The 25595-nt window shown below is 52.4% G+C and carries 24 protein-coding genes; 12 read left to right on the top strand and 12 right to left on the bottom strand.

Annotated elements, in window-relative coordinates:
- Positions 1–8 precede the first annotated feature (8 nt).
- Positions 9–275, top strand: coding sequence for a DUF5340 domain-containing protein (locus KV190_RS11235; protein WP_460193427.1), 267 nt, complete (start codon positions 9–11; stop codon positions 273–275).
- Here the strand turns inward: KV190_RS11235 and menA are convergent.
- Entirely contained in the window at positions 263–1159 is an 897-nt protein-coding gene (gene menA, locus KV190_RS11230; RefSeq protein ID WP_460193425.1) for a 2-carboxy-1,4-naphthoquinone phytyltransferase, read from the bottom strand. The two genes, KV190_RS11235 and menA, sit on opposite strands and share 13 nt — an antisense overlap.
- Before the next feature lie 33 nt (positions 1160–1192).
- Positions 1193–1582, bottom strand: a complete 390-nt coding sequence (locus tag KV190_RS11225) for a ribbon-helix-helix domain-containing protein (protein ID WP_460193423.1) — start codon at positions 1580–1582, stop codon at positions 1193–1195.
- 200 nt (positions 1583–1782) lie between these two features.
- Here KV190_RS11225 and KV190_RS11220 point away from each other — a divergent pair, with 200 nt between their 5' ends.
- The 5 genes from KV190_RS11220 to KV190_RS11200 all read left to right on the top strand — a co-directional run bounded on the left by KV190_RS11220 (position 1783) and on the right by KV190_RS11200 (position 9548).
- Complete coding sequence (locus tag KV190_RS11220) at positions 1783–2808, top strand: hypothetical protein (protein WP_460193422.1); 1026 nt, start codon at positions 1783–1785, stop codon at positions 2806–2808.
- Between the two features lie 70 nt (positions 2809–2878).
- Positions 2879–5026 (top strand): polyribonucleotide nucleotidyltransferase, encoded by a 2148-nt coding sequence (locus KV190_RS11215; RefSeq protein WP_460193420.1) that lies wholly within the window; start codon positions 2879–2881, stop codon positions 5024–5026.
- Positions 5027–5038: 12 nt separating this feature from the next.
- Positions 5039–7222 (top strand): glycine--tRNA ligase subunit beta, encoded by a 2184-nt coding sequence (gene glyS / locus KV190_RS11210; protein WP_460193418.1) that lies wholly within the window; start codon positions 5039–5041, stop codon positions 7220–7222.
- A 144-nt stretch (positions 7223–7366) separates the two neighbouring features.
- Positions 7367–8272, top strand: a complete 906-nt coding sequence (locus KV190_RS11205) for a hypothetical protein (RefSeq protein ID WP_460193417.1) — start codon at positions 7367–7369, stop codon at positions 8270–8272.
- A gap of 112 nt (positions 8273–8384) precedes the next feature.
- Positions 8385–9548: a GuaB3 family IMP dehydrogenase-related protein gene (locus KV190_RS11200; protein ID WP_460193415.1), complete on the top strand. Its 1164-nt coding sequence runs from the start codon at positions 8385–8387 to the stop codon at positions 9546–9548.
- Here the strand turns inward: KV190_RS11200 and KV190_RS11195 are convergent.
- From KV190_RS11195 to KV190_RS11160, 8 genes are all read right to left on the bottom strand, one after another.
- The gene (locus KV190_RS11195) at positions 9545–10225 is read right to left on the bottom strand and encodes a C40 family peptidase (protein ID WP_460193414.1); all 681 of its coding nucleotides are present in this window, start codon (positions 10223–10225) and stop codon (positions 9545–9547) included. The genes KV190_RS11200 and KV190_RS11195 overlap by 4 nt on opposite strands.
- 60 nt (positions 10226–10285) lie before the next feature.
- Positions 10286–10669 carry a type II toxin-antitoxin system VapC family toxin gene (locus KV190_RS11190; RefSeq protein WP_460193412.1) on the bottom strand — a complete coding sequence of 128 codons (384 nt, stop codon included), beginning with the start codon at positions 10667–10669 and terminating at the stop codon, positions 10286–10288.
- Between the two features lie 89 nt (positions 10670–10758).
- Entirely contained in the window at positions 10759–11013 is a 255-nt protein-coding gene (locus KV190_RS11185) for a type II toxin-antitoxin system Phd/YefM family antitoxin (RefSeq protein ID WP_460193411.1), read from the bottom strand.
- A gap of 215 nt (positions 11014–11228) precedes the next feature.
- Positions 11229–12233 (bottom strand): linear amide C-N hydrolase, encoded by a 1005-nt coding sequence (locus tag KV190_RS11180; RefSeq protein WP_460193409.1) that lies wholly within the window; start codon positions 12231–12233, stop codon positions 11229–11231.
- Positions 12214–12939, bottom strand: coding sequence for a phosphoribosylformylglycinamidine synthase subunit PurQ (purQ, locus tag KV190_RS11175; RefSeq protein ID WP_460193408.1), 726 nt, complete (start codon positions 12937–12939; stop codon positions 12214–12216). Before purQ ends, KV190_RS11180 begins: the two co-directional genes overlap by 20 nt.
- A complete protein-coding gene (locus KV190_RS11170) occupies positions 12936–13541 on the bottom strand; it encodes a hypothetical protein (RefSeq protein WP_460193406.1) in 606 nt (201 codons plus the stop codon). Before KV190_RS11170 ends, purQ begins: the two co-directional genes overlap by 4 nt.
- 5 nt (positions 13542–13546) lie before the next feature.
- Positions 13547–13816 (bottom strand): phosphoribosylformylglycinamidine synthase subunit PurS, encoded by a 270-nt coding sequence (gene purS, locus KV190_RS11165; RefSeq protein ID WP_460193405.1) that lies wholly within the window; start codon positions 13814–13816, stop codon positions 13547–13549.
- Positions 13817–13819: 3 nt separating this feature from the next.
- Positions 13820–14779: an SPFH domain-containing protein gene (locus KV190_RS11160; RefSeq protein WP_460193404.1), complete on the bottom strand. Its 960-nt coding sequence runs from the start codon at positions 14777–14779 to the stop codon at positions 13820–13822.
- A 212-nt stretch (positions 14780–14991) separates the two neighbouring features.
- Between KV190_RS11160 and KV190_RS11155 the strand changes: the two genes are divergently transcribed.
- Genes KV190_RS11155 through KV190_RS11130 form a run of 6 tightly spaced genes read left to right on the top strand, consistent with a single transcriptional unit; the run spans position 14992 to position 21219 of the window.
- A complete protein-coding gene (locus KV190_RS11155) occupies positions 14992–16557 on the top strand; it encodes a hypothetical protein (protein WP_460193403.1) in 1566 nt (521 codons plus the stop codon).
- A complete protein-coding gene (locus tag KV190_RS11150; RefSeq protein ID WP_460193402.1) occupies positions 16558–17964 on the top strand; it encodes a UbiA family prenyltransferase in 1407 nt (468 codons plus the stop codon).
- Positions 17961–18368 carry a GtrA family protein gene (locus tag KV190_RS11145; RefSeq protein ID WP_460193401.1) on the top strand — a complete coding sequence of 136 codons (408 nt, stop codon included), beginning with the start codon at positions 17961–17963 and terminating at the stop codon, positions 18366–18368. The genes KV190_RS11150 and KV190_RS11145 overlap by 4 nt, the downstream gene beginning before the upstream one ends.
- On the top strand, positions 18346–19704 hold the full coding sequence (locus KV190_RS11140; RefSeq protein WP_460193400.1) for an FAD-binding oxidoreductase: 1359 nt from the start codon (positions 18346–18348) through the stop codon (positions 19702–19704). Before KV190_RS11145 ends, KV190_RS11140 begins: the two co-directional genes overlap by 23 nt.
- Positions 19701–20435: an SDR family oxidoreductase gene (locus KV190_RS11135; RefSeq protein ID WP_460193399.1), complete on the top strand. Its 735-nt coding sequence runs from the start codon at positions 19701–19703 to the stop codon at positions 20433–20435. The genes KV190_RS11140 and KV190_RS11135 overlap by 4 nt, the downstream gene beginning before the upstream one ends.
- Positions 20436–20442: 7 nt before the next feature.
- Positions 20443–21219 carry an SAM hydrolase/SAM-dependent halogenase family protein gene (locus tag KV190_RS11130; RefSeq protein ID WP_460193398.1) on the top strand — a complete coding sequence of 259 codons (777 nt, stop codon included), beginning with the start codon at positions 20443–20445 and terminating at the stop codon, positions 21217–21219.
- Here KV190_RS11130 and KV190_RS11125 read toward each other — a convergent pair.
- Together KV190_RS11125 and KV190_RS11120 are read right to left on the bottom strand one after the other, a co-directional pair.
- Positions 21211–22461 (bottom strand): vWA domain-containing protein, encoded by a 1251-nt coding sequence (locus KV190_RS11125; RefSeq protein WP_460193397.1) that lies wholly within the window; start codon positions 22459–22461, stop codon positions 21211–21213. The two genes, KV190_RS11130 and KV190_RS11125, sit on opposite strands and share 9 nt — an antisense overlap.
- 74 nt (positions 22462–22535) lie before the next feature.
- Positions 22536–25547 carry an AAA family ATPase gene (locus tag KV190_RS11120; RefSeq protein WP_460193396.1) on the bottom strand — a complete coding sequence of 1004 codons (3012 nt, stop codon included), beginning with the start codon at positions 25545–25547 and terminating at the stop codon, positions 22536–22538.
- Between the last annotated feature and the right edge of the window lie 48 nt (positions 25548–25595).

Below are 25595 nucleotides of genomic sequence, written 5' to 3'. Positions count from 1 at the left end.
CTGCCCTGGTGACTCTTTCTTCTGGCCCCTCAGATGAGGTTCCCGTTCCTGCCCACATTCATTACGAGCTAGTGCTGCAAATTTTGGAACAGGCCTCGTTGCCCGCTCTCCCCCCCAACTCCAGTGGTTATCAACAGCTTCACAGCGCTGTCATTCATCTGCGCAAAGCCTTAAGACTGCAAAAGCAGTTTGAGGAAGAATGGCAATTGGGCGGCGGTAGTGTCGAGTACCAGTGGTCACTGAATCGCGATCGCCCCCAAGCTCAAAGCAAATAGCCCAGTCCCAAGAGCAAGCTACTCCAAAAATGCAGTTGCACGGCAATAAATTTCGAGTTCTTGATCTGCTCAGGCACACTGTGAAATTGCGCCATCCGCTGGCACAAATAAATCGCCCAGGGCAGTGAACTCAAAGCTAGCAGGGTTGGCCACGGCAGGATTCCCCATGCGACACTGGCCAGCAACACCCCATAAAACAGACCACAGGCACCATAGACCAGTTGGGCACTGCGAGCCGTCCCTAGGCGCACGACCGGCGAACGTTTGCCGGCGGCTAGATCATCGGCCACTTGGTGAAAGTGGGAGCAAAAAAGAATCAGCGTTGTCGTCAGACCATTGAGGATAGCCACCGGCCAAATACTGGGGCTAAAGGTTTGCCCTTGGCTATAGTAGGCAGCAGCGATCGCCAAAGGTCCAAAACAAATAAAACAAATCGGCTCCCCCAAGCCCAAATAGCCCAAACGAAAGGGCGGCCCTTGGTAGCTATAGCCTAGGGCACAGCAAAGCAATACCAACCCTAAAACCGTTGCATCCTGTTGCAGCCAACTAATGGCCGCAATCCCCAGTAGCCCCAAGACTAAGCAGACGTTGCTCAGCCAAAAGATTAGTTGTTTTTTGCCCGTGAGATTAACGACCGAATGGTACTTGTGGCGATCGATCCCCGTCTCGGCATCAAACACATCATTACTGAGATTCAGCCAAACCAAAATCAGCACTGCCGCTGTCAAAAAGAGAGCAAAAGGCCACCAGTGCACTCTCCCTGTTTCGGCGATCGCCACCGCTGTGCCCAACCAAATGGGCATCACCGCCACACTATACATGGGAAGTTTAATCGCCGCCCACCACAAACGGGAGCGATCTATCGATTCTGACGGACGAGCCATCTCACCTATACTTGAGTCACCTTCGTCAGCATATCATTGCCGCTCCTGCCCATAGATCGTTTGTTTGGCTGCCCAAATGGCTTGCCGCAACGCTGGATTATTCAGCTTATAGCTATAGATGCCCAAGTCCCGCGCTAAGGCCACCAGTTGTGGGCGAGTCAGCCGCTCTAGCTCCGCGATCGTCAGCGTTTCGATAGTGGGTTGAGGCGGGCACAGTCGGCGTTCAAGGGCTGCCACTTGCTGTTCTAGGGCACTCAGGCGCTGCAAAACTGTGGGACAGGCCATCGCCGTCGGCTGAAGAGATTGTTGCAAAATTTTACGAATTGTCTCACTAAGGGAACTGTATCCCTGCTGCACTTGCCAGCGTTGGAGTTGGCCATAGAGTTCAGCATCTAAACGAAGCGTGATCTTTTTGTGGGGCATGCCTGAAATTCTAAAAAAAACCGACAAACTTACGTACAGTCTGTCGGCTCGTTGTGTGTTCCCTGTTGATGACTCGGATAGTACTGAGTCACTATTTAGTATGACCTATCCCTCGATAGAATGACTGTGACGATGATCACAACTTAGCCGCCTTTGATTGCGTTTCACCAAAGTCTCTGATTAGAATTCCTAAATTCCCTATGACTTCTACCCTAGACGGCACGATTCTTTTGCCGCAGAACCCCCTCAGTGCTCCTCTGCGACGGCGTTTACTCCATGTAAATGGGATAGGGAGCGATGCTGCCAAGCAACGGCGGGATTTGAACCGTCTGGCCGAACTCACAGCGACTTATCCTTTAGAAATTCGGGGCATTCACAATCAGACCCATGGCTTTCAAGCGGATCTCTTGGAAAGTTTCCTCGGTAAGGCAGAACTCTACCGTTTTTGGCCCCAGACGCCCGCCCCAGATCCCAGCAAAGATCGCCGTTATGAGTATGCCAAACTCCTTGGCCAACTGGTGAGCAAAGACCTTGCCGACGATGCCGATATTCTAGCGATCGCCCAACCGAGCCAACTGCAACAGCGCCCCCTCGATATCAACAGCACCGCTGACTTAACGAAACTCCTTGACCTCTCGTTCCTACAAAAATTAGGCTGGGGGGATTTTGCCCAGTATCTCTACGGTACCTTTCCCGCCGGTGCGCCGCGTCCCACCCTACGGTTGGCCTATGAAATCGTCAAGGGATTACAAGCGGGGGCGGAATTGTACCTTGTCGCCCATAGCCAAGGGTTAATTATTACTGCCCTTGCCTGTCACATTGTGCGCCAATTGCTGCTGCCGCAAACGAAATGGATGGAGATGGTTCATCTCATTGGCTATGGCCCGGCCATTTTCTTTGCGGATTTACCGCCAGAGCTACAGCCGCGAACCATCTTAATTCAACACCGTCAAGATGTGGTGGCCGAAACCCTGAGCAATCTCCGCAATGTGGATTTATGGACTAACTTGCAAACTCAGATGGAAAAAGCCATTCACTACGCCGATGATCTGCTGAAAGTGCTCGGTCAAGATAGCCACCACTCCGCCAGTTTCTATTTGGGGTTACAGGACAGCCCCAGCAGCCGGCGATCGGCAGAACTGATACAAATTTTATTAACCCAAAGCTGGACAGCCACCCCCAGTCTTGCCGTCCTGAGGGGCACACGGCTCATCCTTGAACTTTAGCGGATGAGTGGCAGAAGCCGCTATCCTAGTAGAGAGAAAGAAATAGGAAGAAGGACAAAATAGAACGCAAATGAAGGGTCTAGAAAAGATTATCCCCCTAGATGGCCGGGATATTAAGGTAGTATTGCAAAAATTTGCCCCCCAAGCCGCCGGTTCCATTCTCATTAGTTCGGGAGAAACGGCTGTCCTAGTGACGGCGAATCGTGCCGCCGCTCGTGAAGGCATTGATTTTTTACCCCTTGTGGTGGATTACGAAGAACGCCTCTATGCCGCTGGGCGGATTCCCGGCGGTTTTTTACGGCGTGAGGGTCGCCCCCCCGAAAAAGCAATTCTCATTGGTCGCCTAATTGACCGACCGCTGCGCCCCCTCTTTCCCCAATGGTTGCGCGATGATCTGCAAGTGGTGGCCACGACGGTTTCCTTGGATGAAAATGTTCCCCCCGATGTATTGGCGGTAACGGGAGCCTCGATCGCCGTTCTCTTGGCGCAAATTCCCTTTAATGGTCCAATGGCAGCGGTGCGGGTGGGCCTTGTGGGGGATGAGTTTATTATCAACCCCACCTACAAAGAAATTGAGCGCGGTGGCTTAGATCTGGTCGTGGCCGGCTCTCCCGATGGCGTGGTGATGGTGGAAGCTGGTGCCAACGAACTGCCCGAAGCCGATATGATTGAGGCTATTGACTTTGGCTATGAGGTGATCCAAGACCTGATTCAAGCGCAGCGGGATCTCCTCAAGGAATTGGGTATTGACATCATCCACGCCGAACCGCCAGCGATTGACCCCACCTTGGAAAACTTTATCTACGATCGCGCCGTTGAACCGGTCAAAGCCATTCTCAAACGCTTTGAAAAGGACAAAAATGTCCGCGATGCTGCCCTCGATGAAGTGCAAGGGGCGATCGCCCAAGAAATTGCGGCTCTGCCCGAAGATCACCCGGTGGCCGTAGCGGCGGCGGAAAACCCCAAAGCCCTGCCCACCCTCTTTAAGGCCGTGACGAAAAAACTCATGCGGCAGCAAATTATTGAAGAAGGGGTGCGAGTGGATGGCCGCCGTCTCGATGAAGTGCGTCCCATTTGGTGTGAGGTGGGGGTTCTGCCAGAGCGGGTTCACGGCAGTGCCCTCTTTAATCGCGGCTTGACGCAGGTAATGTCTGTGACCACCCTCGGTTCTCCTGCCGATGCCCAAGCCCTCGATGATCTGCATCCCGAGGACAGCAAGCGTTATCTGCACCACTACAACTTTCCCCCCTACTCTGTGGGTGAAGTCAAACCCCTGCGATCGCCCGGGCGGCGGGAAATTGGCCATGGTGCCCTTGCAGAGCGTGCCCTTGAACCGGTCATTCCCCCCAAGGAAGAGTTTCCCTATGTGATCCGCGTCGTGTCGGAGGTGCTTTCTTCCGATGGTTCGACGTCCATGGGATCCGTTTGTGGTTCCACCCTTTCCTTAATGGATGCCGGGGTACCGATTCGCAAGCCCGTCAGTGGGGCGGCCATGGGGCTGATTAAGGAGGGCAATGAGGTACGTATCCTGACCGACATTCAGGGGATTGAAGACTTCCTTGGCGACATGGACTTCAAAGTAGCCGGCACCGATAGCGGCATCACCGCCCTGCAAATGGATATGAAAATTACCGGCTTGCCCGTTGCCGTGATCAAGCAGGCGATCGAACAGGCCCGTCCGGCACGGCTCCATATCCTTGAGAAAATGCTGGCGGTGCTCGACAAACCCCGTCCCCAACTGCCCCCCAGTGCGCCACGGCTGCTGACGTTGCAAATTCCCCCCGATATGATTGGCCTCGTCATTGGTCCCGGGGGTAAAACGGTGCGTGGTATCTCTGAGCAATACAACGTCAAAGTGGACATCAGCGAAGAAGGGCTGGTCACCATTACTGCCCCCAATGAAACCAACGCCAAGCAAGCACGGGCGGCCATTGAGGGTCTGACGCGAAAGCTCAACGCCGGTGATGTCTATCTGGGCAAGGTGACGCGGATTATTCCCATTGGTGCTTTTGTCGAGTTTCTCCCCGGCAAGGAGGGGATGATTCACATTTCCCAGTTGGCGGAGTATCGCGTTGGCAAAGTCGAGGACGAAGTGAAAATTGGCGATGAAATTGTGGTCAAAATCCGTGAGGTGGACAGCAAAGGCCGCATTAACCTGACCCGCCTTGGTATTCATCCCGACGAGGCCGAAGCCGCCCGCAGTAGCTCCGTTGTCTAGCCCATGGTCACCATGCCCAAGTCATCACCGCATACGTTCCTCTTGGAGGTGGGAACTGAGGATCTCCCCGCCCGCTTTGTCAGTAGTGCCCTGCGCCAGTGGCACACCCTGATTCCCCAAACCCTCAAGGAACAGGGACTGGTGGGAGAAGTCAAAGTCTGGGCAACCCCGCGCCGCTTAGCGGTACTGATTGAGGGCTTACCGCCCCAGCAGCCCGATCAAGCAATTGAAATCAAAGGGCCAGCGGCTAGCGTGGCCTTTCGCGAGGGGGAACCCACCCCGGCCCTATTGGGGTTCCTGCGATCGCGCCAAGGGAGTCTCGAGGAAATTGAAATCCGTCCCACCGAAAAAGGGGAAGTGGTCTATCTCAAGCAAGTCCGCCCCGGCCAACCGACGCCCCAACTATTGACCGAGTTGGCACCACAGTGGATTGCCGCCCTTGAGGGTGCCCGCTTTATGCGCTGGGGGGATGGGGATTTGCGGTTTTCCCGTCCCATTCGTTGGCTGGTGCTGCTGTGGGAAGATCAGGTGCTGCCCTTGGTCTTGGAGAGCCATTCCGTGCGCATTGCCAGCGATCGCACCACCTATGGCCATCGGGTGCTTTCCCAAGGCGCCATTGTCCTCAAGCATGCCCAAGACTATGAAGCGGCTCTCGAAACAGCGGGAGTCTTGGTGGATCCAGAGGTTCGCCAGCAACGGATTCGCGAGCAAATTGCTGCCCTTGCTGCGGAAGCAGGGGGATGGGTGGATTTAGAGGTGCCCCTTTTGGAGGAAGTCACCCACCTCGTGGAATGGCCAACGGCAGTCTTGGGGAGTTTTGAAGCGCGATTTCTTGCCCTGCCCCTTGAGGTGATTACCACCGTATTGGTGTCCCATCAGCGGTATTTTCCTGTGTACACCGATGCCACTCGCCAAGGGCTGCTCCCGGTGTTCATCACGATTAGCAATGGTGATCCTGCGGCCACCCCCTTGATTCGTGCTGGGAATGAGCGGGTGATTCGTGCCCGCCTAGCGGATGCCGAGTTCTTCTATAAGGCGGATACGGCACAGCCCCTAGAGCACTATCGTGACAAACTAGCCACGGTCACCTTCCAAGATGAATTGGGATCCATGGCCGCCAAAGTGGAGCGGCTAACGGCACTGGCTCGCCAAATTGCCACCGCCTTAAATTGTGCGGCTGCGGACATTGCTGCCATTGAACGCACGGCCTGCCTGTGCAAAGCGGATCTGGTGACGCAGATGGTGGGGGAATTTCCTGAACTTCAGGGCTACATGGGGCAAGTCTATGCCACAGTCTCCGGGGAGGCGCCAGCGGTGGCCACGGGGATTTTTGAACATTATCTGCCTCGTTTTGCCGGCGATCGCCCGCCCCAAAGTCTCACGGGTCAGGTGGTGGGATTGGCCGATCGCTTGGATACTCTCGTCTGCCTTTTTGGTATCGGCCTGTGTCCCACGGGGTCATCAGATCCCTTTGCCCTACGGCGGGCTGCCAATGCCGTGATCACCATCCTCTGGCAGGGGGAGCATCACTTGGATCTCCTCGCTCTCCTGCATGAATACGCCCAAGCCTTTTGTCGCCAATTTGCCGCCAAGCTCAGTGCCGCTGACTTAGAGCAGCAACTGCGGCAGTTTTTTAGCCAACGGCTGCGAACCCTACTGCAAGAAGATCTCAGCATTGAATATGACTTGGTGAATGCCGTGATTCCAGAGGATCAGGCGGAGTTGCAGACTCGTGCCCTCAGGGATGTGGTTGATGCCCGCGATCGCGCCCAATTTCTGCAAAAACTGCGCCAATCCGGTGAACTGATGGCTATTTACCCGACGGTGAACCGTGCTGCTCGCTTGGCACGCCAAGGCACCCTAGGCACAGACTGCCTGAATATCCGCGCCGTCAAGGCCAAGCACCTCGAAGCCCCTATTGAAAAGGAATTTTATGCCGCCCTCAAGGACATCTTGCCAAAGGTACAGCAGGCGCAGGGGCAGCGTGCCTATGGGGAAATTGTGGCTGCTTTAGTCTCCCTTGCCCCGATTGTCAGTCGCTTCTTCGATGGTGAGGAAAGTGTCTTGGTGATGGCCGAGGATGCAACCGTGCGTGCCAATCGCTTAGCGCTCCTTGGTCTGTTGCGCAATTGTGCAGCTATTATTGGCGATTTTGGGGCGATCGTCCAAACGGAGAGCCTTCCATCCAGCTCATAGTGCTCACAACGTTTGGCAGGAACAAAAGTGTTGCTTAGCTCACAGCGGCAACGCATAATTGAGAGTACCCCAATTGAGAATTGCCGTGGCCTGTTCATCTGAACAGTCGCTCAATTGGTGTTTAGACCGTTTGCGAGAATTGCCATGACTGCTGAACCCCCGGCCAAGCGCCCCCGCGCCAAGAAGACCCCAGCGACTCCGCCAACGCCTTCCCCTGAGTTAGAAACCAAACCTCGCCCAGAAATTCTCGGTGTTGCGGCAGCGGGTAGCTCACCACCCAAGGTCAATACTGCTCCTGAAGCCCCCATTCCTGAGCAAGAAGAGCTTCCTTCCCGTCCCCAGCCGATTCCACCCCCCAGTGAACGGATGCAATATCGGGCGATCGGGGTTGTGCGCGGTCGCTATGTGCCCGCTTCGGAGGAGGAGTTCAACCGAGGGGTGATGATAACCGAGGATGGCGTGGAGATTGAAACCGTCCTCTTGGGGCAGGTGATGAACCTGATTAAAAAATATCTTGACCTCAATGAACCCCACCTCTGGGTGGTCTATCCCCGCACCCGCGACGTTGACAAAGAAGAGGTGAAACTGCACCTGCAAATTGTGGGCGTATGGGAACCGGAACGCTTGCAACAGGCCAATGCCACAGCAGCAGATCCCGGCGTCAATGACGGCTACTTTTCTGTACGCGGAGAAGTGATCTTCAACTCCCAAGAAAAGAACTTTGTCGTCGTTAAAATTCAACAGTTGCCGCGCCGGCGGGGCGAGAAACCCAAAGCCTTCAAACTAAAACTAGTGGGAACAGTGCCCATGAAATCGCCGGGCTACTTTTGGGACTTTCAAGTGCAGCGACAGGGGACAAGCTTAGTGGTTCAGGAGGCAACCACGGTGGGTATTTTGCCCCCCCGCAAAATCAAGAAGCCCAAGAAAGCCAAGGCACGGCCAGCCCGTCCCCAAAGACCGCAGCCTCAGCGTCCCGGTTCATCGCCCACATCGCCGCGTTCGACGTCCTTTCGCCCGGTTCGGCGATCGCCCAACCCACCATTGAACTAGCGCCAAGGCATGGCTTGTCGAGATGTTGTAAATTTTTGTAAATTTGTTGCACTGCCAACAACAACTTAGACACCGTACTTGATCATTTAGCCCACCTACTGCGAGGAATACCATGACGATTCAACTAGGGGGACATCGCACCGCCCGTCGCGCCTACGGTATTGATGAAATTGCCCTTGTCCCCGGCAACCGCACCCTTGATCCCCAACTGGCGGATACCCGCTGGCGCATTGGTACCATTGAGCGGGAAATTCCGATTATTGCCAGTGCCATGGATGGGGTCGTGGATGTCACGATGGCCGTCAAACTCAGCCAAATGGGGGCACTGGGCGTCCTCAACCTTGAGGGGATTCAAACCCGCTACGAAGATCCAGCACCGATTCTCGAACGCATTGCCAGCGTCAGTGTCGATGAATTTGTGCCCCTGATGCAGCAATTGTATGCCCAGCCGATTCAGCCCCACCTCATTGAAAAACGCATTCAAGAAATCAAATCCCAAGGGGGGATTGCTGCCGTCAGTTTAACCCCAGCGGGGGCCAGTCGTTTTGGCGATGTTGTGGCAGCGGCGGGGGCCGATTTGCTCTTTGTCCAAGCCACCGTTGTCTCACCGGCTCACCTTGCCCCTGAGGGAACAGATCCCCTAGACCTTGCTGCTTTTTGTGAACGGATGCCAATGCCCGTCATTTTGGGGAACTGCGTTACCTATGAGGTGGCCCTCAGTCTCATGCACTGTGGTGCGGCAGCAATTCTGGTGGGGATTGGGCCAGGGGCAGCCTGTACTTCGCGGGGGGTGCTTGGGGTGGGGGTGCCTCAAGTGACGGCGATCGCCGACTGTGCAGCCGCACGGGATGCCTATTTTGAAGAGACGCAACGCTATGTGCCGGTGATTGCCGATGGCGGTCTTGTCACGGGGGGCGATGTCTGCAAGTGTATTGCCTGCGGCGCCGATGCGGTGATGATGGGATCCCCCTTTGCCCGTGCCAAAGAAGCTCCCGGTCGCGGTTATCACTGGGGTATGGCCACGCCTAGTCCGGTGCTGCCTCGGGGGACGCGCATTCATGTCGGCACCACTGGCACCCTTGAGCAGATTCTGCGGGGACCCGCCCAGTTGGACGATGGTACCCACAACTTCCTTGGGGCATTGCAAACCAGCATGGGCACCCTTGGCGCCAAGGATCTGCGAGAAATGCAGCAGGTGGAGATCGTCATTGCTCCTTCCCTGCTCACGGAAGGCAAAGTCTATCAAAAAGCGCAAAAACTGGGGATGGGTCGCTAGCCAAGAGGCAGATAGCTATAGTCAATGCGGCCACCACCGCGAAACTGCTGCTGATAAGCGATGCTTACGGGATCCTCACTGGGGTAGAGGGTATCAATGCCAATGCCATTGCGGCCATACTCTTTGCCAGAGCTATGGATATACTGCCCCTGCCCCAGATAGAGACCCACATGGGTCGCCTTTTCACGGCTACCGAAAAACACCAGATCACCCCGCTGAAGCTGGGGTAAGGTTTCCTCAATGGAGTTGCTCCCTAGGGGCGTAGCAAAGGCTTCCTGCTGATAGGCATCACGGGGCAGCCAAACACCTTGACTGGCAAAACTGGCCTGCATCAAGCCAGAGCAGTCGTAGTTGGGGGCGACGGTTCCGCCCCAGAGATATTCATGGGGGATCTGCTGTGCCGCGCAGCAAAAGGCAATAACCTCTTCAAGGACAGCCTCGATGTAGGCGCGATCGCGGGCAATGGGTTGATAGGGCTGAGTGGCGGGTATGAGATGGCGGTAATCTCTTGGATCCAGCCAGCCCCAGTATTCATCCTCAGCAAGTTGCACGTAGGTACGTTCAGCCCCCAAAGCAGGTGCCCAGAGCAAGCGTCCTGCTGCCCCTTGGGTCGCCAAGCGATCGCCCGTGGGGGCGTCGTAGAGGTTCACTGTGGCCGTGAGTTGATAAAGCTGCATATGTAATTTCTTGTTCTTAAGGTGACCGAAGAGGGGTATCAGTGAAGCTGGTCTGTACTGCTACATGACATCGACTGAGTAGGCACGGATTGCTGTATCTACTGTCGCAATGGTCAAACCGTTTTGTAAGGCTTGACAAATGAGCATCCTGTCAAATGGATCACGATGCAAGGGTGGCAGTTTAGCCAGTTGAATTACACTGTTTTCATCAAGACCAAGGCTGTCAATTTGATGCAGGTCACGTTGTTTAGGCAAATATATTGCGGGAGGTTCTGGTAAAGGTAGCTTGCCTAGTTGGTGCTTAACAATTGCTTCCCAAACTGAAACTGAACTCAGATAAACCTCATTGTCTGGATCACGAATTGTATCCCGAAGATCTGTTGATAACTGGATATCACCACTAATGAACCATAAGAAAATATGCGTATCTAGCAAAATTCTCATTGACAGCTCTTTTTAGAAGGATTGAACTTACCTAGAAAAGCCAAAGTCCCTTTATGACAGGGTTACAGCCTCTCCATGACCCCCATATTTTAGGAAAGGGCTGTACCCTCGAATGCGTTGAGCAGATCTTCCGGCAAAGGAGCGTCGAAATCATCTGGAACGGTAAACTCGCCCGCACATAAACCAAATGGTCGCAATTGCTTACTCTTGCCAATAGGTTTAAGAGGTTTAAGTTCAGCAATTGGCTGGTTAGATCTAAAAATAACAAGGGTCTCACCTGCCTCTACTTGATCGAGATACTTGAGAGGATCACGCTGAATCTCATCAACCGTTACATTCAACATCGGCTTGCCTCAACACAACTTGATATATGCATCAAAATCCAAAGCAGTGAAACATTTCAAGGCTTCTCTCCCCCTCTTTAGTGATTCCAAGTACAGGTCGCAATGCCCATCAACAAACTAAAGGCTGGGTAGAGCGGCTCTTGGGGCATTCATGGCTTTGCTACTTTATTTTAATTTCTTTCTCTTAAGGCGACTGAAAGGAGGTCAGCCACAGTTCAATAGGGGGCAGCCGCAACGGGAGCAAACTGTGCCGCCACATCCCCCACCAACTCAGGATGATTCGGATCTAGCATCATCACGGGTGCCTCAGGGTGCAACTCAAACTTCTCTAGGGGAAACCAGAGGATGTTGGGCGCTGTGGTTAGCTCAAAAACGTAATAGCGGTGGGTTAAATCCATAACGGTGCGGTATTCGGTGTTGTAGAGACTTCCCGGCACTTTATTGGGGGCACCAAAGGGGACAGAGACATTGCGGGCGATCGCTAATACACTGGCGATCGCTTCCCGTTGATTGCGGGGTTCGGGCAGCACCTGCAAGAAATAATCAGCCCGCACAAAGCGATGGCTGGGATCCACATTTCCCGGCAGCGGTGTTTGGCGTGTGGCATTGGTGAAATCAAACTGGGCACGGTAGGCCAACTGCTCATCATAGGGGGGATCGTTGGTCATGATTTGATACTGGCGTCCATGGTGGATAACCAGTTCACCGTTGAGATATTCCAAAATGGCCGAGTCACCACTGGCATCGGCGATCGCCACATGAACCGTGCTGGCAAAGCCCTGTACCGTGATCATCACGGGTTGAATCTGAGCCATGAGGTTAAGGGCTTCCTTCACCGTTGCCGCATTATCCAGCAGGTATTGCCCCCAGAGTCCAGCGTGTACCCCCTGTTTTTGTGGATGGCGTGTGCCAAAGTCCGTTGCGGTCAAATAGAGTAGATGTACTGCCAAGCCCTGTTCATTGAAGCCATCGACGGTTCCCAAGCCGTACATACTGACAACGGCACTGCCATAGCGCGACTGCCAACGGGCGGGGTTTGCCATTTCAAGGGCGGTGGTGCCCAGATGATTGCCCTGACGCTGACGCCCACGCGGAAAAATGATGAGCTTTGGTTCAGTGGTGGTGGGCCAGTCCATGGTTCGCGCCACAAAGACCCCTAGGGCATTAGTATTCCAGAGAATGCGAGTACACATGGAACCCTCAACAGCAAACGGCGGCATTCAAGAGGGACTTAAATAACTGCAAGCCGTCTAAGGTATGGTCACTAGGGGAGTGGCTCAAGGCGGGGTCAGCGGCGCGCTCAGGGTGGGGCATCATTCCCAACACATTGCCAGCAGCATTGCAAATACCCGCGATATTGTTGAGCGAACCATTGGGATTACTTTCGGGGGTGACATTCCCTTGGGCATCGGCGTAGCGAAAGAGGACTTGGCGGTTGGCTTCCAGTTCAGCGAGGGTGGCAGGATCGGCATAGTAGCAGCCTTCACCATGGGCAATGGGCAAGCGAATCACCGTTTTATCGCCATAGGCCTGTAGCCACGGGCGTTCCTTGGCTTCTAAGCGTAAATGCACGCGATCGCAAATAAAATGCAAGTCGCGATTGCGCACCAGGGCACCGGGGAGCAGTTTTGCCTCGGTTAGGATTTGAAACCCGTTGCAAATGCCTAGCACCCATTTGCCAGCGGCGGCATGGTCTTTGACGGCAGCCATAATTGGTGAGAAGCGGGCGATCGCCCCACAGCGCAAATAATCGCCAAAACTAAAGCCCCCCGGCAGCACAATCAAATCATAATCGCTCAGATGGGTCTCTTCGTGCCACAGCAGTTGCGTTGGCCATTGGAGAATTTCACTCGTGACGTAGGCCACATCGCGATCGCAATTGGATCCGGGAAAAACAACAATCCCCACGTTTAGGGCATGACTCACAGCAATCCATCCATCACGTCAGTAATCGGCTTTAATTTGGCAGGGGCATGGAGTAGCTCAATATCCCGTAGCCAGACCACACCGCGTCCCATAAATTCCACCCCAATTTTAATCAAGCCGGGGGTCTGGGGTTCTGGTTTGAGGTGAAAAGGCACTTCGCACAGGTGCCAGTCGCGATCGCCCACAAGGGAGACCGTGCGCGAAAATGTCCAACCAAAGGGTTGACTGCGGCTGAGGAACAGTTGTCCCCCCTCGGGCAATGCCCCGGTTTTCACTAAGGCACGGCACAGAAGCAGTTGATCGCCCCCTTGGGCAGAGGGCACTTCCAACCACAGATGGGCTTCCGGCAGTTCAAAGAGGGGAATCGTCTGCGGCCAGTGGGACTCCAGACACCAAGCAGCACCTTCGACCCTAATGCCCGAACCGGCGATCGGTTGATCTACACCCGCCCGAAAAAGGGCAATACGTTGGAAGGGGGCAGCGGGTTCCGGTACTTGCAGCAAAGGGGCAAGGGTCTCCGCCAAGGACTGTAATCCCGATTCAATCCCAGCCTTGATGCCCGCCTCGATACTGGCTAATAGATCATCCCACCAGTTGAACATCGTGCCTACCCTGCGGCAGTTGCCAGCTCCTGCAATTCAATGCGAAAGGTTTCAATCACGGGATTGGCCAACAGTTGATCGGCAATGTGGCTGAGTTGTGCCTCGGCAGTGGCGCGATCGCTAGCCTCTAAAGTGAGTTCCACCAGTTTGCCAATGCGCACTGATTGTACATTTGTATAGCCCAGATGATGAATTCCCGCCTGTACCGCGACGCCTGCGGGATCTAACACCGATGGTCGCAGCGTAACAAAAACCTGTGCCTGAAATTGTGCCATGGACTATACCTCGCGGGGGGACTGCTCGATCAGGGACTTCACACCCTCAATCGTTGCCGGGATACTGCTGGGATCCATAAATAGTACTTTACTGCTATCACTGTGGCCAATAGTGCGTCCCATATCCAAATAGCCCTGAGCAAGCAGAAACTGGAGCGCTTCCTTCGCCTTCGGATCTTCGCGCAGTGCTGCCGCAATAATCTTCATTGCCTCTGCGGTTCCTTGGGCACGCAAAATCTGATCTTGGCGCTCAGCTTGGGCACGCAACACCACCACTTTTTGTTCCGCTTCCGCTGCCAGAATAGCGGCTTTTTGTTCGGCCTCGGCGGCTAACACTTGGGCTTCCGCTTTACCGCGGGCAGAGTTGATCGCTGCTTCCCGTTCCCCTTCAGATGTGAGAATCGCAGCACGTTTTTTGCGCTCCGCAGACATTTGCAGTTCCATCGAGTCTTGAACCGCTTTTGAGGGGGCAATATCTCGCAGTTCGACACGGGTCACCTTCACCCCCCACGGATCTGTGGCAATATCGAGATCCCGCAGGAGATTCTCATTCACCTGAGTACGAGCGGTAAAGGTTTCATCCAGCTCTAGCTTCCCCATTTCTGCCCGAATCTGCGTTTGCACCAGATTCACCATTGCCATCTTCAGGTTTTCCACCTTATAGTAGGCGCGCTCCATATCAATAATCCGCCAGTAAACGACGGCATCCACCGTAATTGTCACATTGTCACGGGTGATACACTGCTGCGGCGGAATATCCAACACCTTTTCCCGAATCGTTTCCTCAAAGACCACCCGATCAAGGATCGGCACTGTAAAATTCAACCCGGGTTCCAAGCGACGGCTATAGCTGCCCAACCGCTCCACCAAGGCCATATTGCCCTGATTGACAATCCGCACAGAGTTGGCGACACCCCAGCCCCCAAACCCCAGTAGAAACAGCAGGCCAAAGAGTTCACCCATAGTTTCCGTTCCCAAACTAGTTCACTACTACTCTAGTGGCTCACAGCCTGAGCGTTATGCCTAGGAGGGGTGAATTCATAATCTGTTACTCAAATTTCGTTAATGCAGAGGATGTGTTGTTAAGCTATAAAAGAACGCTTGACAATTAAACTTTTTGTGTTTACGCTTAACCAAGTACAACCTTATATGAAAATGACATCTATTCTATGTGGATGCCGGTATATGCTGCCTTAGCCATCATTGCTTTTTTTAATCTGTATATTTTTTCTAGGTTTACTGTTGATGATGCATTTATTACATGGAGATACGGTAGAAATTTAGTTGAGTTTGGTATTTGGGGATATAATCCGACTTCGTTTGATTTAACACAGGCATATACAAATCCAATATATGCACTGGCATCTATTATTCCTGCATTTCTAAAAATTGATTTTGTTTTATTCTTTAAGTTATTATCTATTCTTATATTCATTTCATTTTTTATCTTATTCTATAAAAATGTAGAGAATAAAAAATTAGGTATTTTATTAATCTTGGCTTTATTCATTAATCCTGCATTTACAATTCACTTATTTTCAGGTCTAGAGACATTTTTATACGTAGCCCTTATTGGTCTATTGGCTATCTCACTGGAGAAAAGGAAATTTCTTGAATCTTCTATCTATACCAGTATTGCAGTTCTAACCAGACCAGAATCATGGCTTTGGTGTATCTTACTACCAATCTTTGCTTTTTCCGAATATTTTTTGGCTAAAAAAAGTGAAGAAGTGACAGTTAGATACCTTTGGAAAAACCTAATATTTTCTATTTTTCCATTTTTGATTCTATTAGTTAATCTTGTTTTTCATAAATGGCACTTTGGCTTCTTTCTTCCCAATACTTTTTATGTTAAGTCTCAAGCTGACCTTAGTATTTTTCAAATAATAATCAGAATTATAAAGTTTACATTTTACTTAGCTCCTTTGCTTATTCCATTTATATCTGGTCGTAGAATCGTACCCACTTTTTTACTAATTTTCTTTATTCCTGTTATTTTTAACTATGCATCTTCAGACTTACAAATGAACTATGCTTCAAGATTTGCGTTTCATATATTTATTCCTTGTTTTATATATAGTGCATATGTGATCTGCTCTGAAAAAAGAGTTGCTTTCTTGTCACTATCAAGTAATTTTCAAAAAATAACTAAGATAGCTTTTAACTTTGTCTTTTCTGTATTTCTGATATTATTAATGCTTAATTATACAATTAGTACAACATCAGCTTCAGAACTAAACCATATTGTTAACTACTATCCACGAGCACTCAATAGTCATGCAGAGCTAGGTAAAATACTTCGACAAATAAATGATTCCAAAAATGGAAATTTAGTTTTTTTGCTTGGTGATGCAGGCATGGCTCCATTTCACTCACGAGCTATTAATTTAGATAATATTGGTCTTGGTAGTTCTTTAGTCGCACACCAAGGAGTAACTGATGAAATTTTGTATCAATATAACCCAGACTTTATTTTCTTACACGCCAATCCAAAAGCTGAAGGTGTTAGGCTAGGTGATTATGCTGCTGATCAGATAATGTTTTGGTTAAAAAGAAATCAGTTAATTTATCAATGTGATATTTACTGGAAACCAGACTACTCTCTTAGCTTTTTTTCGAAAACAAGTCAACCTAAAATTCATGAATTATGTCAAACATCCTTTAAAAGAAATTCAATTAATGACAAAGATTATTTTTTATCCCACTTTTTACTTCCACCTTTCTATTTCTGGCATGAATAGATGATTTGCCTTGCAGTTGATTTAGATAACACATTACTGAAAACAGATGTTCTGCTGGAATTAATCTGGTCATCTTTTAGTCAGTCTCTCATTCAATTCTTGAAAACAAGAAGCTTCAATCGTGCCCAGATTAAAAGAAAATTAGCTACCTTTGCTGACTTAGATGTTACGACATTACCCTACAACTCAGAAGTTCTTCAGTATATCCACGATTGGAAAGCAAAGGGGGGTAAGGTTGCCCTTGTCACTGCCACTGATCAGCTCATTGCTGAAAAAATTGCTGCCCATTTGGGGCTTTTTGATGAGGTTTATGGGTCTGATGGCCAGCTTAATTTGAAGGGGGAAAATAAAGCAAGGTTTATCGTAGAGCGTTTTGGTGAGAAAAACTTTATCTACATGGGGGATTCTGAGGCTGATTTACCTGTGTGGGCAGTTGCGGCCAAAGCAATGACGGTCAATGCGTCTCCTTGGCTACGCAAAAAAGTCGAGCAAATTAATCCCAACGTAGAACATCTCGGCAGTGCAAAACCAAGCATTAAGCCCTACTTGAAAGAAATTCGTCCCCATCAGTGGATAAAAAATGTTTTGGTCTTTGTGCCGATGCTCGCGGGGCATCAGTTTAATTTGCCCACCTTTGGGGTTTCACTGGTGGCAGCAGTTGCTTTTAGTCTGACGGCGTCCAGTGTCTATGTGTTGAATGATCTTTTGGATTTGCCGGCCGATCGCGCCCATCCTCGGAAGCGTCATCGCCCCTTTGCCGCTGGAGATCTTCCCCTCTCCCATGGGCTATGGCTGATTTTGATGCTCCTCGGTGCTGGAATGGCGATCGCCACCACCATTAGTTGGCCATTTCTGGGCATTCTGCTGGCCTATTATGGTCTCACAACTGCCTACTCCTTCTACCTAAAGCGGCGGATTATTATTGACATTTGCACCCTCGCTGGTCTTTACACGATTCGCATCTTTGCAGGTGCGGTTGCCACAGGGATTTCCCTCAGTGTCTGGCTTTTGGCCTTCTCCATCTTTTTCTTCTTTTGCCTAGCAACGGTCAAGCGGCAAGCAGAACTGGTGGATCATCGTCACCGCAAACAACTCAAGGCTAGTGGCCGAGGCTACCACATTGATGATTTGCCGATTATTAGCATGATGGCCATTGGGGCGGGTTATGTCTCGATTTTGGTGCTGGCGCTCTATATCAACTCTCCCCAAGTGCAGCTTCTTTACACAAAACCACAGGTGCTCTGGGGCATTTGCTGTGTGCTTCTATATTGGATTACCCGAACTATTATGCTGACCCATCGCGGGTTGATGCACTATGATCCAATTGTTTATGCAATTAAAGATCGGCAAAGTCAAATCTGTTTCTTGATTTGTCTGGTTTGCTTTATTCTTGGTGGGATTTTATGAGTTTGCAAACTCTGATTATTCGCTATACCGCTTTTGCGTTTATTGCTACCTTTATGAATTTATTTTCTCAAAGAGTAATACTACTGATTGATAATAGCTTGCCTTATTTTATAACCGCAGTAGCAGTGGGGACACTTGTGGGTTTGCTGGTGAAATACTACCTAGATAAGCGCTGGATTTTCTTTGATCATAAAAAGGGCGTGCATCACTATAGTCGTCAATTTAGTCTGTATGCTTCGATGGGGATTTTCACAACGGCCATCTTTTGGGGATTTGAAACTGTATTTTGGTTGATTTGGCAAAGCCATTTCATGCGCGAAATTGGTGCCATTATTGGCCTCGCCATTGGCTATGTGGTCAAGTATCACTTGGATAAGCGATATGTCTTCTCCCATGACGCCTAGGGGTTCTCTCAAAACGCTCTGCGGCTGGGGGCGGTATCCTGTGCAGACCTGTCATGTTTATTGCCCGCGCTCAGAATCTGAGATGATCCAGCTTCTCAAGAGGGGGTTGCCGCTCATTGCCCGCGGAAATGGCCGTGCCTACGGAGATAGCGCCCTCAATGGGGAAGCAACGCTGCACATGCACCACTTCAATCGCCTATTGGGGTTTCATCCGCAAACGGGTCAATTGATTGCTGAGGCGGGGGTGCTGCTGGCGGAGATTTTAGAGATTTTTGTGCCTCGCGGTTGGTTTCCCTTGATTACCCCCGGTACAAAGTTCGTGACTGTAGGGGGCATGATTGCGGCTGATGTTCATGGCAAGAATCACCACAAAGAGGGTAGTTTTGTTCAGAGTTTGGACTGGCTGGATCTCCTAACCAGTGAGGGGCACATTTATCGCTGCTCCCCTTCCGAAAATCGGGATTTGTTTTACTGGACGGTGGGGGGAATGGGCTTGACGGGGGTGATTCTCAGGGCAGCCTTTCGCTTGCGCCCCATTGAAACTGCGTGGATTCGCCAAACCACCCGTATCGCTAAGAATTTAGACGAGGTCATTGATCTCTTTGAGGCGGCTCAGGACGTGACCTACTCCGTGGCTTGGATTGATTGTCTGGCGGCAGGTTCGCAGTTAGGGCGGTCTGTGCTGATGCTAGGCGAACACGCCACACGGGAGGAACTACCAGCGAAATATCGCCAAAGGCCACTGCGGACGCCGCAACGACGCAAAATCTCGATTCCCGTGGATTTTCCCAATGGTGCCTTGAATTCATTGACCGTGCGTGCCTTTAACCAACTGTATTTCCTCAATAGTCAACGCAAGGCGGGTCAGTCCTTTGTGGATTGGGATACTTTCTTCTATCCCCTTGATAGTTTGTTGGGATGGAATCGTATCTATGGACGGCGTGGTTTTGTCCAGTTCCAATGTGTCTTGCCCCTGAGCACTGCCCGACAAGGTTTATCGGCGTTACTGCATTGCACCTCAGCTGCAGGAGCGGGATCCTTTCTGGCGGTCTTGAAGAAGTTGGGGGATCAACAGGGGTATTTTTCATTTCCGATGGCGGGTTATACCTTGGCCTTGGACTTTCCAATGTCGCAACGCACCCTCAAGGTTTTGGATCAACTGGAGGAGATCACCCTACAGTATGGGGGGCGCTTTTACCTCGCCAAAGATAGCCATTTAACACCGATGCGCCTGCGCCAGTCCGATTGCCGGGTAGAAACGTTTGTCAAGGTCAGGGATGCCCAGCAGTGGACGGTGAACTTTGCTTCGGAACAGTCGAAGAGGTTACGTCTATGACGGCGCCTGTGCTGATTTTGGGGGCAACTTCCGATATAGGCCGGGCGATCGCCCAGCGGTTTGCGGCTCAAGGCTATCCAATTCAATTGGCCGCGCGACAGGTGAGCCGCCTAGAGGCAGATAAAGCGGATCTGGAAATACGCTACGGTGTGGCCGTCAGTATCCATGAATTTGATGTCTTGGCGGTGGAGACCCATGCAGCCTTTATCCAGCAACTTCCGGCGCCACCGGCGATTGTAATCTGCGTTGTCGGCTTCATGCCAGACCAAAAGGCATGTGAGCAAGATTTATCCCTTGCCCTTGACGTGATGCGCACCAATTATGAAGGCCCAGCGGTTATTTTGAGTCTCTTTGCCAATGTGTTTGAGCAGCGGGGGTTTGGGACATTAGTGGGGATTTCCTCTGTGGCCGGGGAACGGGGGCGGGCGAGTAATTACTTCTATGGTTCTGCCAAAGCTGGGTTCACCGCATTTTTGTCAGGATTGCGGCATCGCCTTGCTAAATCGGGGGTACAGGTCTTAACCGTTCTGCCGGGCTATGTGCATACGCGGATGACCGAAGGTATGAAATTGCCCCCCCGACTCACAGCGGAGCCAAAGGAAGTGGCCAATGCCATCTTCACTGCTATAGAAAGAAAGCAGGATGTGATCTATGTGCGACCCATTTGGCGCTGGATCATGATGGTGATTCGTTGGCTTCCTGAACCCTTGTTTAAGCGACTGTCTCTGTGAACTGCCTATGGCTCGCTGCATTACCCTGCTGACGGATTTTGGTCATCAGGATGTTTATGTCGGTGTGATGAAGGGGGTAATTTTCAGCCTTCATCCTCAAGCACCGGTGATTGATCTGTGCCATGAAATTCCACCGCAGGATTGCCGCACGGCCAGTTTTCAACTGCTGCAAGCGTTGCCCTATTTTCCCCCAGAAACGGTGCATCTCGTGGTGGTGGATCCGGGGGTGGGGACACATCGGCGGGCGATCGCCCTTGATCTGGGAATCGGCTATTGTGTCGGCCCTGATAATGGTGTCTTTAGTCAAGTGTGCGATCGCTATCCCCCCCGGCGAGGGGTTGAACTCACCCAGCCGCAGTTTTGGTGGACTCCCAACCCCAGTGCCACCTTCCATGGGCGGGATATTTTTGCCCCCGTGGCCGCCCATTTAGCGGCAGGAACGGATCTCGCGCGCCTTGGCTCTGCCATTGAGCCAGACAGTTTGGTGCGGTTGCCCCATCTCACCTATGAGATCACCCCCCAGGGCGTCCAAGGCTGGGTTCAAGCCATTGATCACTTTGGTAATGTGATCACTACGCTCCCTGCGGCGCTCTTAGCCAAGGGCTACCAGCAGATCCAGATTCAGGGGCAGCAGATTCCCCTTGTCCACACCTATGGCGATGTCCCACGCCAACACCTAATTGCATTGGTAGGCAGTCATGGGTTTATTGAGCTAGCCGTGAATGGTGGCAGTGCCCAATCGCTCTTAGGCTGCCAGAATGGCGATGCCCTGTGGCTAGTTTGAGGGGGGATTGCTCAGGACGGTTTTTGAGGCAATGCGCGTGCGCTTAAGGGCTGATTCACTGAGGGTGGATTGTTGCTGTAGCTCTTGAGCCGAGGCTTCAAGGACTTTTGCTGCTTCTGTATCCCCCAGTTGGAGAGCGGTTTTGGCGGCACTTTGAAGAAAGGTAGCAGCACCAGCGGTGTCCCCCGCTTGCAGTTTCGTTTCCGCCAGTTTCGTTTTGCGGTATTTTTCGAGGGTGAGAATGCTTTGCTGCACCTCTGGATCCACTTGGGGGATGTGCTCTGGTTCTGCTGTCAGCGTCAGGGGAATCCTCTCAGAGAAAAGGCCTGTGGCCTGCTGCACGGGGTCATCGTAGCGGACTTGCACAAAACCAATGAGGTGAGACCCCGGCGGCAAGGGTTGGGTACTGAGGGTGATCAGGAGTGTGCGTTTGACGGTAGCGGAAACATCGCCAACACGAATCACATACTCGTGGGGGTTGGGGCTGTCGTAGGTGAGTTCAATCGTGTCGGGAGCCACTTGGTTGACTGGTTTGAAGTTCCCTAGTTGTGCCGCCTCACTCAGGGTCAATAGGACATGGGCATTGGTGTAGTCCACACTGCTGATGTGGCTAAAAAGAGACTGAAAACAGGCGATCGCCTGCTCAGCATACTCAATAAACATCAGCCGCCCGCCGCCAGCATCGGCAATTTGCTCGAGGACATCCTGATTCCAGTGAACGCCAAACCCCAAGGTATTAAAGGTAATGTTGTACTCTGCTGCCAGCTTGGCCAGTTCAAGGCAGCGTTGATTATCGCCGTGCTCATTTTCGCCATCGGTGAGCAAAAAGGCTTGGGAGATGGTGCCCTGTTTGGCTTTGGCCAACTCGGTCAGTGCCAGTTTCATGCCTAAGTCAATGGCGGTGCCCCCGCTCGCCTCAAGGGTTGCGATTTGGGCTTTAATGGTGGCTTTATCCTGCACAAATTGATTGGGCACTAATACCTTAGCGTTGTGATCAAAGGCCACGATACTCAGGCGATCGCTGGGCTGTAATCGATCCACTAATGACTGGGCGGCGCGCTTGACCGTTGCCAAAGGTTGCCCTGCCATTGAGCCACTGTGATCCAAAATCAGGCAGAGATTGAGAGGAGCGCGCTGCTGTTGTTGTCGCTGTGCCGCTAACGTCAGTTCCAGTTGGCGCTGTGCCCCCTGTCCGGCACTGACAATGGGATCGCTGAGTTTGGCAATAAGTTCAACCGTCATCGTGGCAAAGTGTGCTGTTGCTGACCCTACTCTACTATTTTGCCGATATTGTGCTGAAAACTGCCACGCCTGTCCTAGGTAATGATGCTGAGTTGGGAGGCTCCCCCTGTTTTGGTGACTTCAATGCGGGTTTGAAAGGCTTCCTTGAGGGCAGGGACGTGGGTAATGGCCAAAATGCAGTGAAATTCGGGGGCGATCGCGTTCAGGGCGGCAATCAGCCGTTCACAGCCCTGGGCATCTTGGGTGCCGAATCCCTCATCAATAATGAGAAACTGGACATCACTCCCCGATCGCTGTGCCAACAGTCGTGCCAAGGCTAAGCGCAACGCAAAATTGATCCGAAAGGCTTCCCCCCCCGAATAACTTTCGTAGGGACGAGTCCCTTGGCAATCAGCAATGAGAATATCGAGGGTTTCAATGGGCTTGGTATCGGCTCCACTGCGGCGGCGGCTGCGCTGGGTAATGAACTGCACATGGAGTTGATGATTGCTGAGGCGACTAAGGATATGGTTGGTTTCTGCCTCTAAATGGGGCAAGACGGTTTCAATGAGCATGGCAGGAATGCCATTTTTGCCTAGGGCTTGAGCTAGTTCGCAGTAGAGGCGGTATTGATGGCGGAGGTGGGCAAGGGTTTGCTGTCCCTGTGCGTATTCCTGGGCTAGGCGATGGAGTTGCTCTAATTCAGCGCTGAGTTTGCCATGCTGGGCTAGGTTGGCCTCAAGGGTCTGCTGCTGCTTCAGGAGTTCCTGTTGCCGTTGGTTCAGCTCGGCGGCAAGGCGGCTGGCGGCGCGTGCCGTGTCCTCAAGGGTGGCGAGTTTGTCCGTAATGCGCTGCAGTTGTTCCCGTTGTTGCTGAAGCGTTTCCTCTAGGTGCTGGAGGTCTTGGCGGAGTTGGGGTTGGCGCGATCGCCCCCGTTGCAGGGTTTGATAGGCCTCATAGTCCGGTGCTAGTGCAGCCAGTTGTGCTTGAATTTGGGCATGTTGCTCAGGATCGTAGGCTAGGGCCGCCAACTGCTGATCAATGGTGGCCAGCGTTTGTGCCAAAGGGGAGAGGGTTTCAAGGGCATTGAGTTGGCGTTGCAGTTCTTCCTGTTGTGCCACTAGGGCAGGCAGTTGTTGCTGAATCTGGCGGTATTGCCGCTGCGCTTGGCGGAGTTCCTGTTCTTTGGCTTCGGCCCAACGCCATTTTTCCACTTGTCCGCGGGCGATCGCCAGATTTTTCTCGTCATAGTTCAGGCGTGCCAGTTCTGCCTCAATGGCTTGCAGTTCCCCAAGGGTCTCCTGATGGCCGTTCCTAAGCTGTCCCTCAATCTGCTGGATTTCCCCGGCGAGGCGATCCAATTGCGGCTCTAAATCTTGGGTGCTCTGAAGTTGCTGCTGAAGTTGCCCCCGCTGCTCAAACAGTTGCGTCAGTTGCGAGATCTCATAGCCCACCGTTAGATATTCCCGCCGCAGGACTTGAATTTCCCGCTCGGTAACAGCCAGTTGCTCACGAATCACCCACACCTGATTCAGGAGTTCTTCCTTTTCGGCGGCATTGCGGCGCAGGACAGCCTCATGGTGCTGGGCATCGAGGGGACGTTGACACAGGGGGCAAATCGCTCCCGGCTGATTCAGCAGTTCTAAGCGCTGCTCCAGTTGATTAATTTGCCGCTCATACTCCCGCTGGCGGGCTTGCAGTTGCTCTAGGAAGCGGCGGCGCTCTAGTCCCTTTTCCCGCACATGGTCTTGATAGATGCGCTGTTTTTCAAGGGTTTCAATCTGGGCGGTAATCAGTGTCACTGCCTCTTGGAGAGCGGGTTGCCGTTCCACCTGTTGATGGAGATGCCGCCACAACTGTTGCAATTCATCGCGCCGGCTGCGGAGGCGTTGCTCCTGCTGTTGCCGTTCCAGTTCAAGGCGCTGTTTGGCTTGCAGGAGGGGAAAGACTTTTTGTTGCAGCTCTTCCTGTGCTTGGAGCTGAGCGCGCGATCGCTGTAACTGTTCAAGGGCAGCAACAATCTGATTTTCTTGCTTGAGGAGCTTTTCCAACTGCTGGCATTGTTCGAGAAGAAATTGCTGCTGGCTCTCCAATCCATGCAGGGTGCGCAGAAGGTCTTGGCGCTGCTGGTCGAGGCTCTGCTGCTGGCGATCGCGCTCTTGGCGCAGCCGTTGATAGTCAGCAAAACACTGCTGCAATTGCGCTTCAGCGGTTTTCAGGCGCTGCCATTGGCTGACGGCGGCTTCCAAGAGGGGGGCACGGGCTTCCAAATCCGCAATGGCGGCCTGTTCTTGGCGGAGGGTCTGGCACTGCTGCTCGAGATGGGCGATCGTTGCCCCGAGGGTGTCTCGCTGTTGTTGCAGGTGTTCATAGTCCCGCTGTTGCAGTTGCTGGACGTGGTAGGCGGCCTGTTGTTCTTGGAGCCGCTGTTGACACTGCTCGACTTGCTGCCGTTGCTGTTGAATCTGTTGGCTCACCGCTGCCTGTTGGGCGCGTAGGTGTGGTTCTTGGGCGAGTTGCTCCCCTAGGGTCTGGAGGCGTTGTTCCAGAACACTGATTTGCGCTTTGTAGTCACGGGCGCGATCGCGAGCCGCTTCCGCAAGGGTCTCGTATTGATCCAAGCCTAAAAGGGTGGCCAAGAGTTGCTTGCGCTCACTGGGGCGTTTGGCCATAAATTCATCGGCACGGCCTTGGCGCAGATAGGCACTGTTGACGAACGTGGCGTAGTCAAGGCGAAGAATTTGAATGATTTTTTCCTGTGTTGCTCGGAGCGATCGCCCCGTTAGCGAGGTATAGCCCGCCGCTGTTTGAATCTGCAACTCCAAAACCGTATGTTGCTCGCGTCGCCGCAACCGCACCACCCGATAGGTCTGCCCCTGAACGCTAAACTCAAACGTCACTTGGGCTTCCATTTCGCCGTAGTAGATGACATCATCCTCACGGCTAGCGCGGCTTTGCCCCCACAGTGCCCAGGCGATCGCCTCAAGAAGCGAGGACTTACCCGCCCCATTGGCACCACAAATACAGGCCAGATGTAATCCCGCAAAGGGAAGAGTGGCTTGGCGATAGCTGAGGAAATTGCGCAATACCAATTGACGTGGAATCATAGGGCACCACACCCTTGATGTTTCCACAGTTTAGGGCATTCTCTAGCG

It is taken from the genome of Thermosynechococcus sp. FA-CM-4201 (assembly GCF_054689355.1).
Note: the sequence above shows the minus strand (reverse complement) of the source record. Positions and strands in the feature narration are given on the sequence as shown.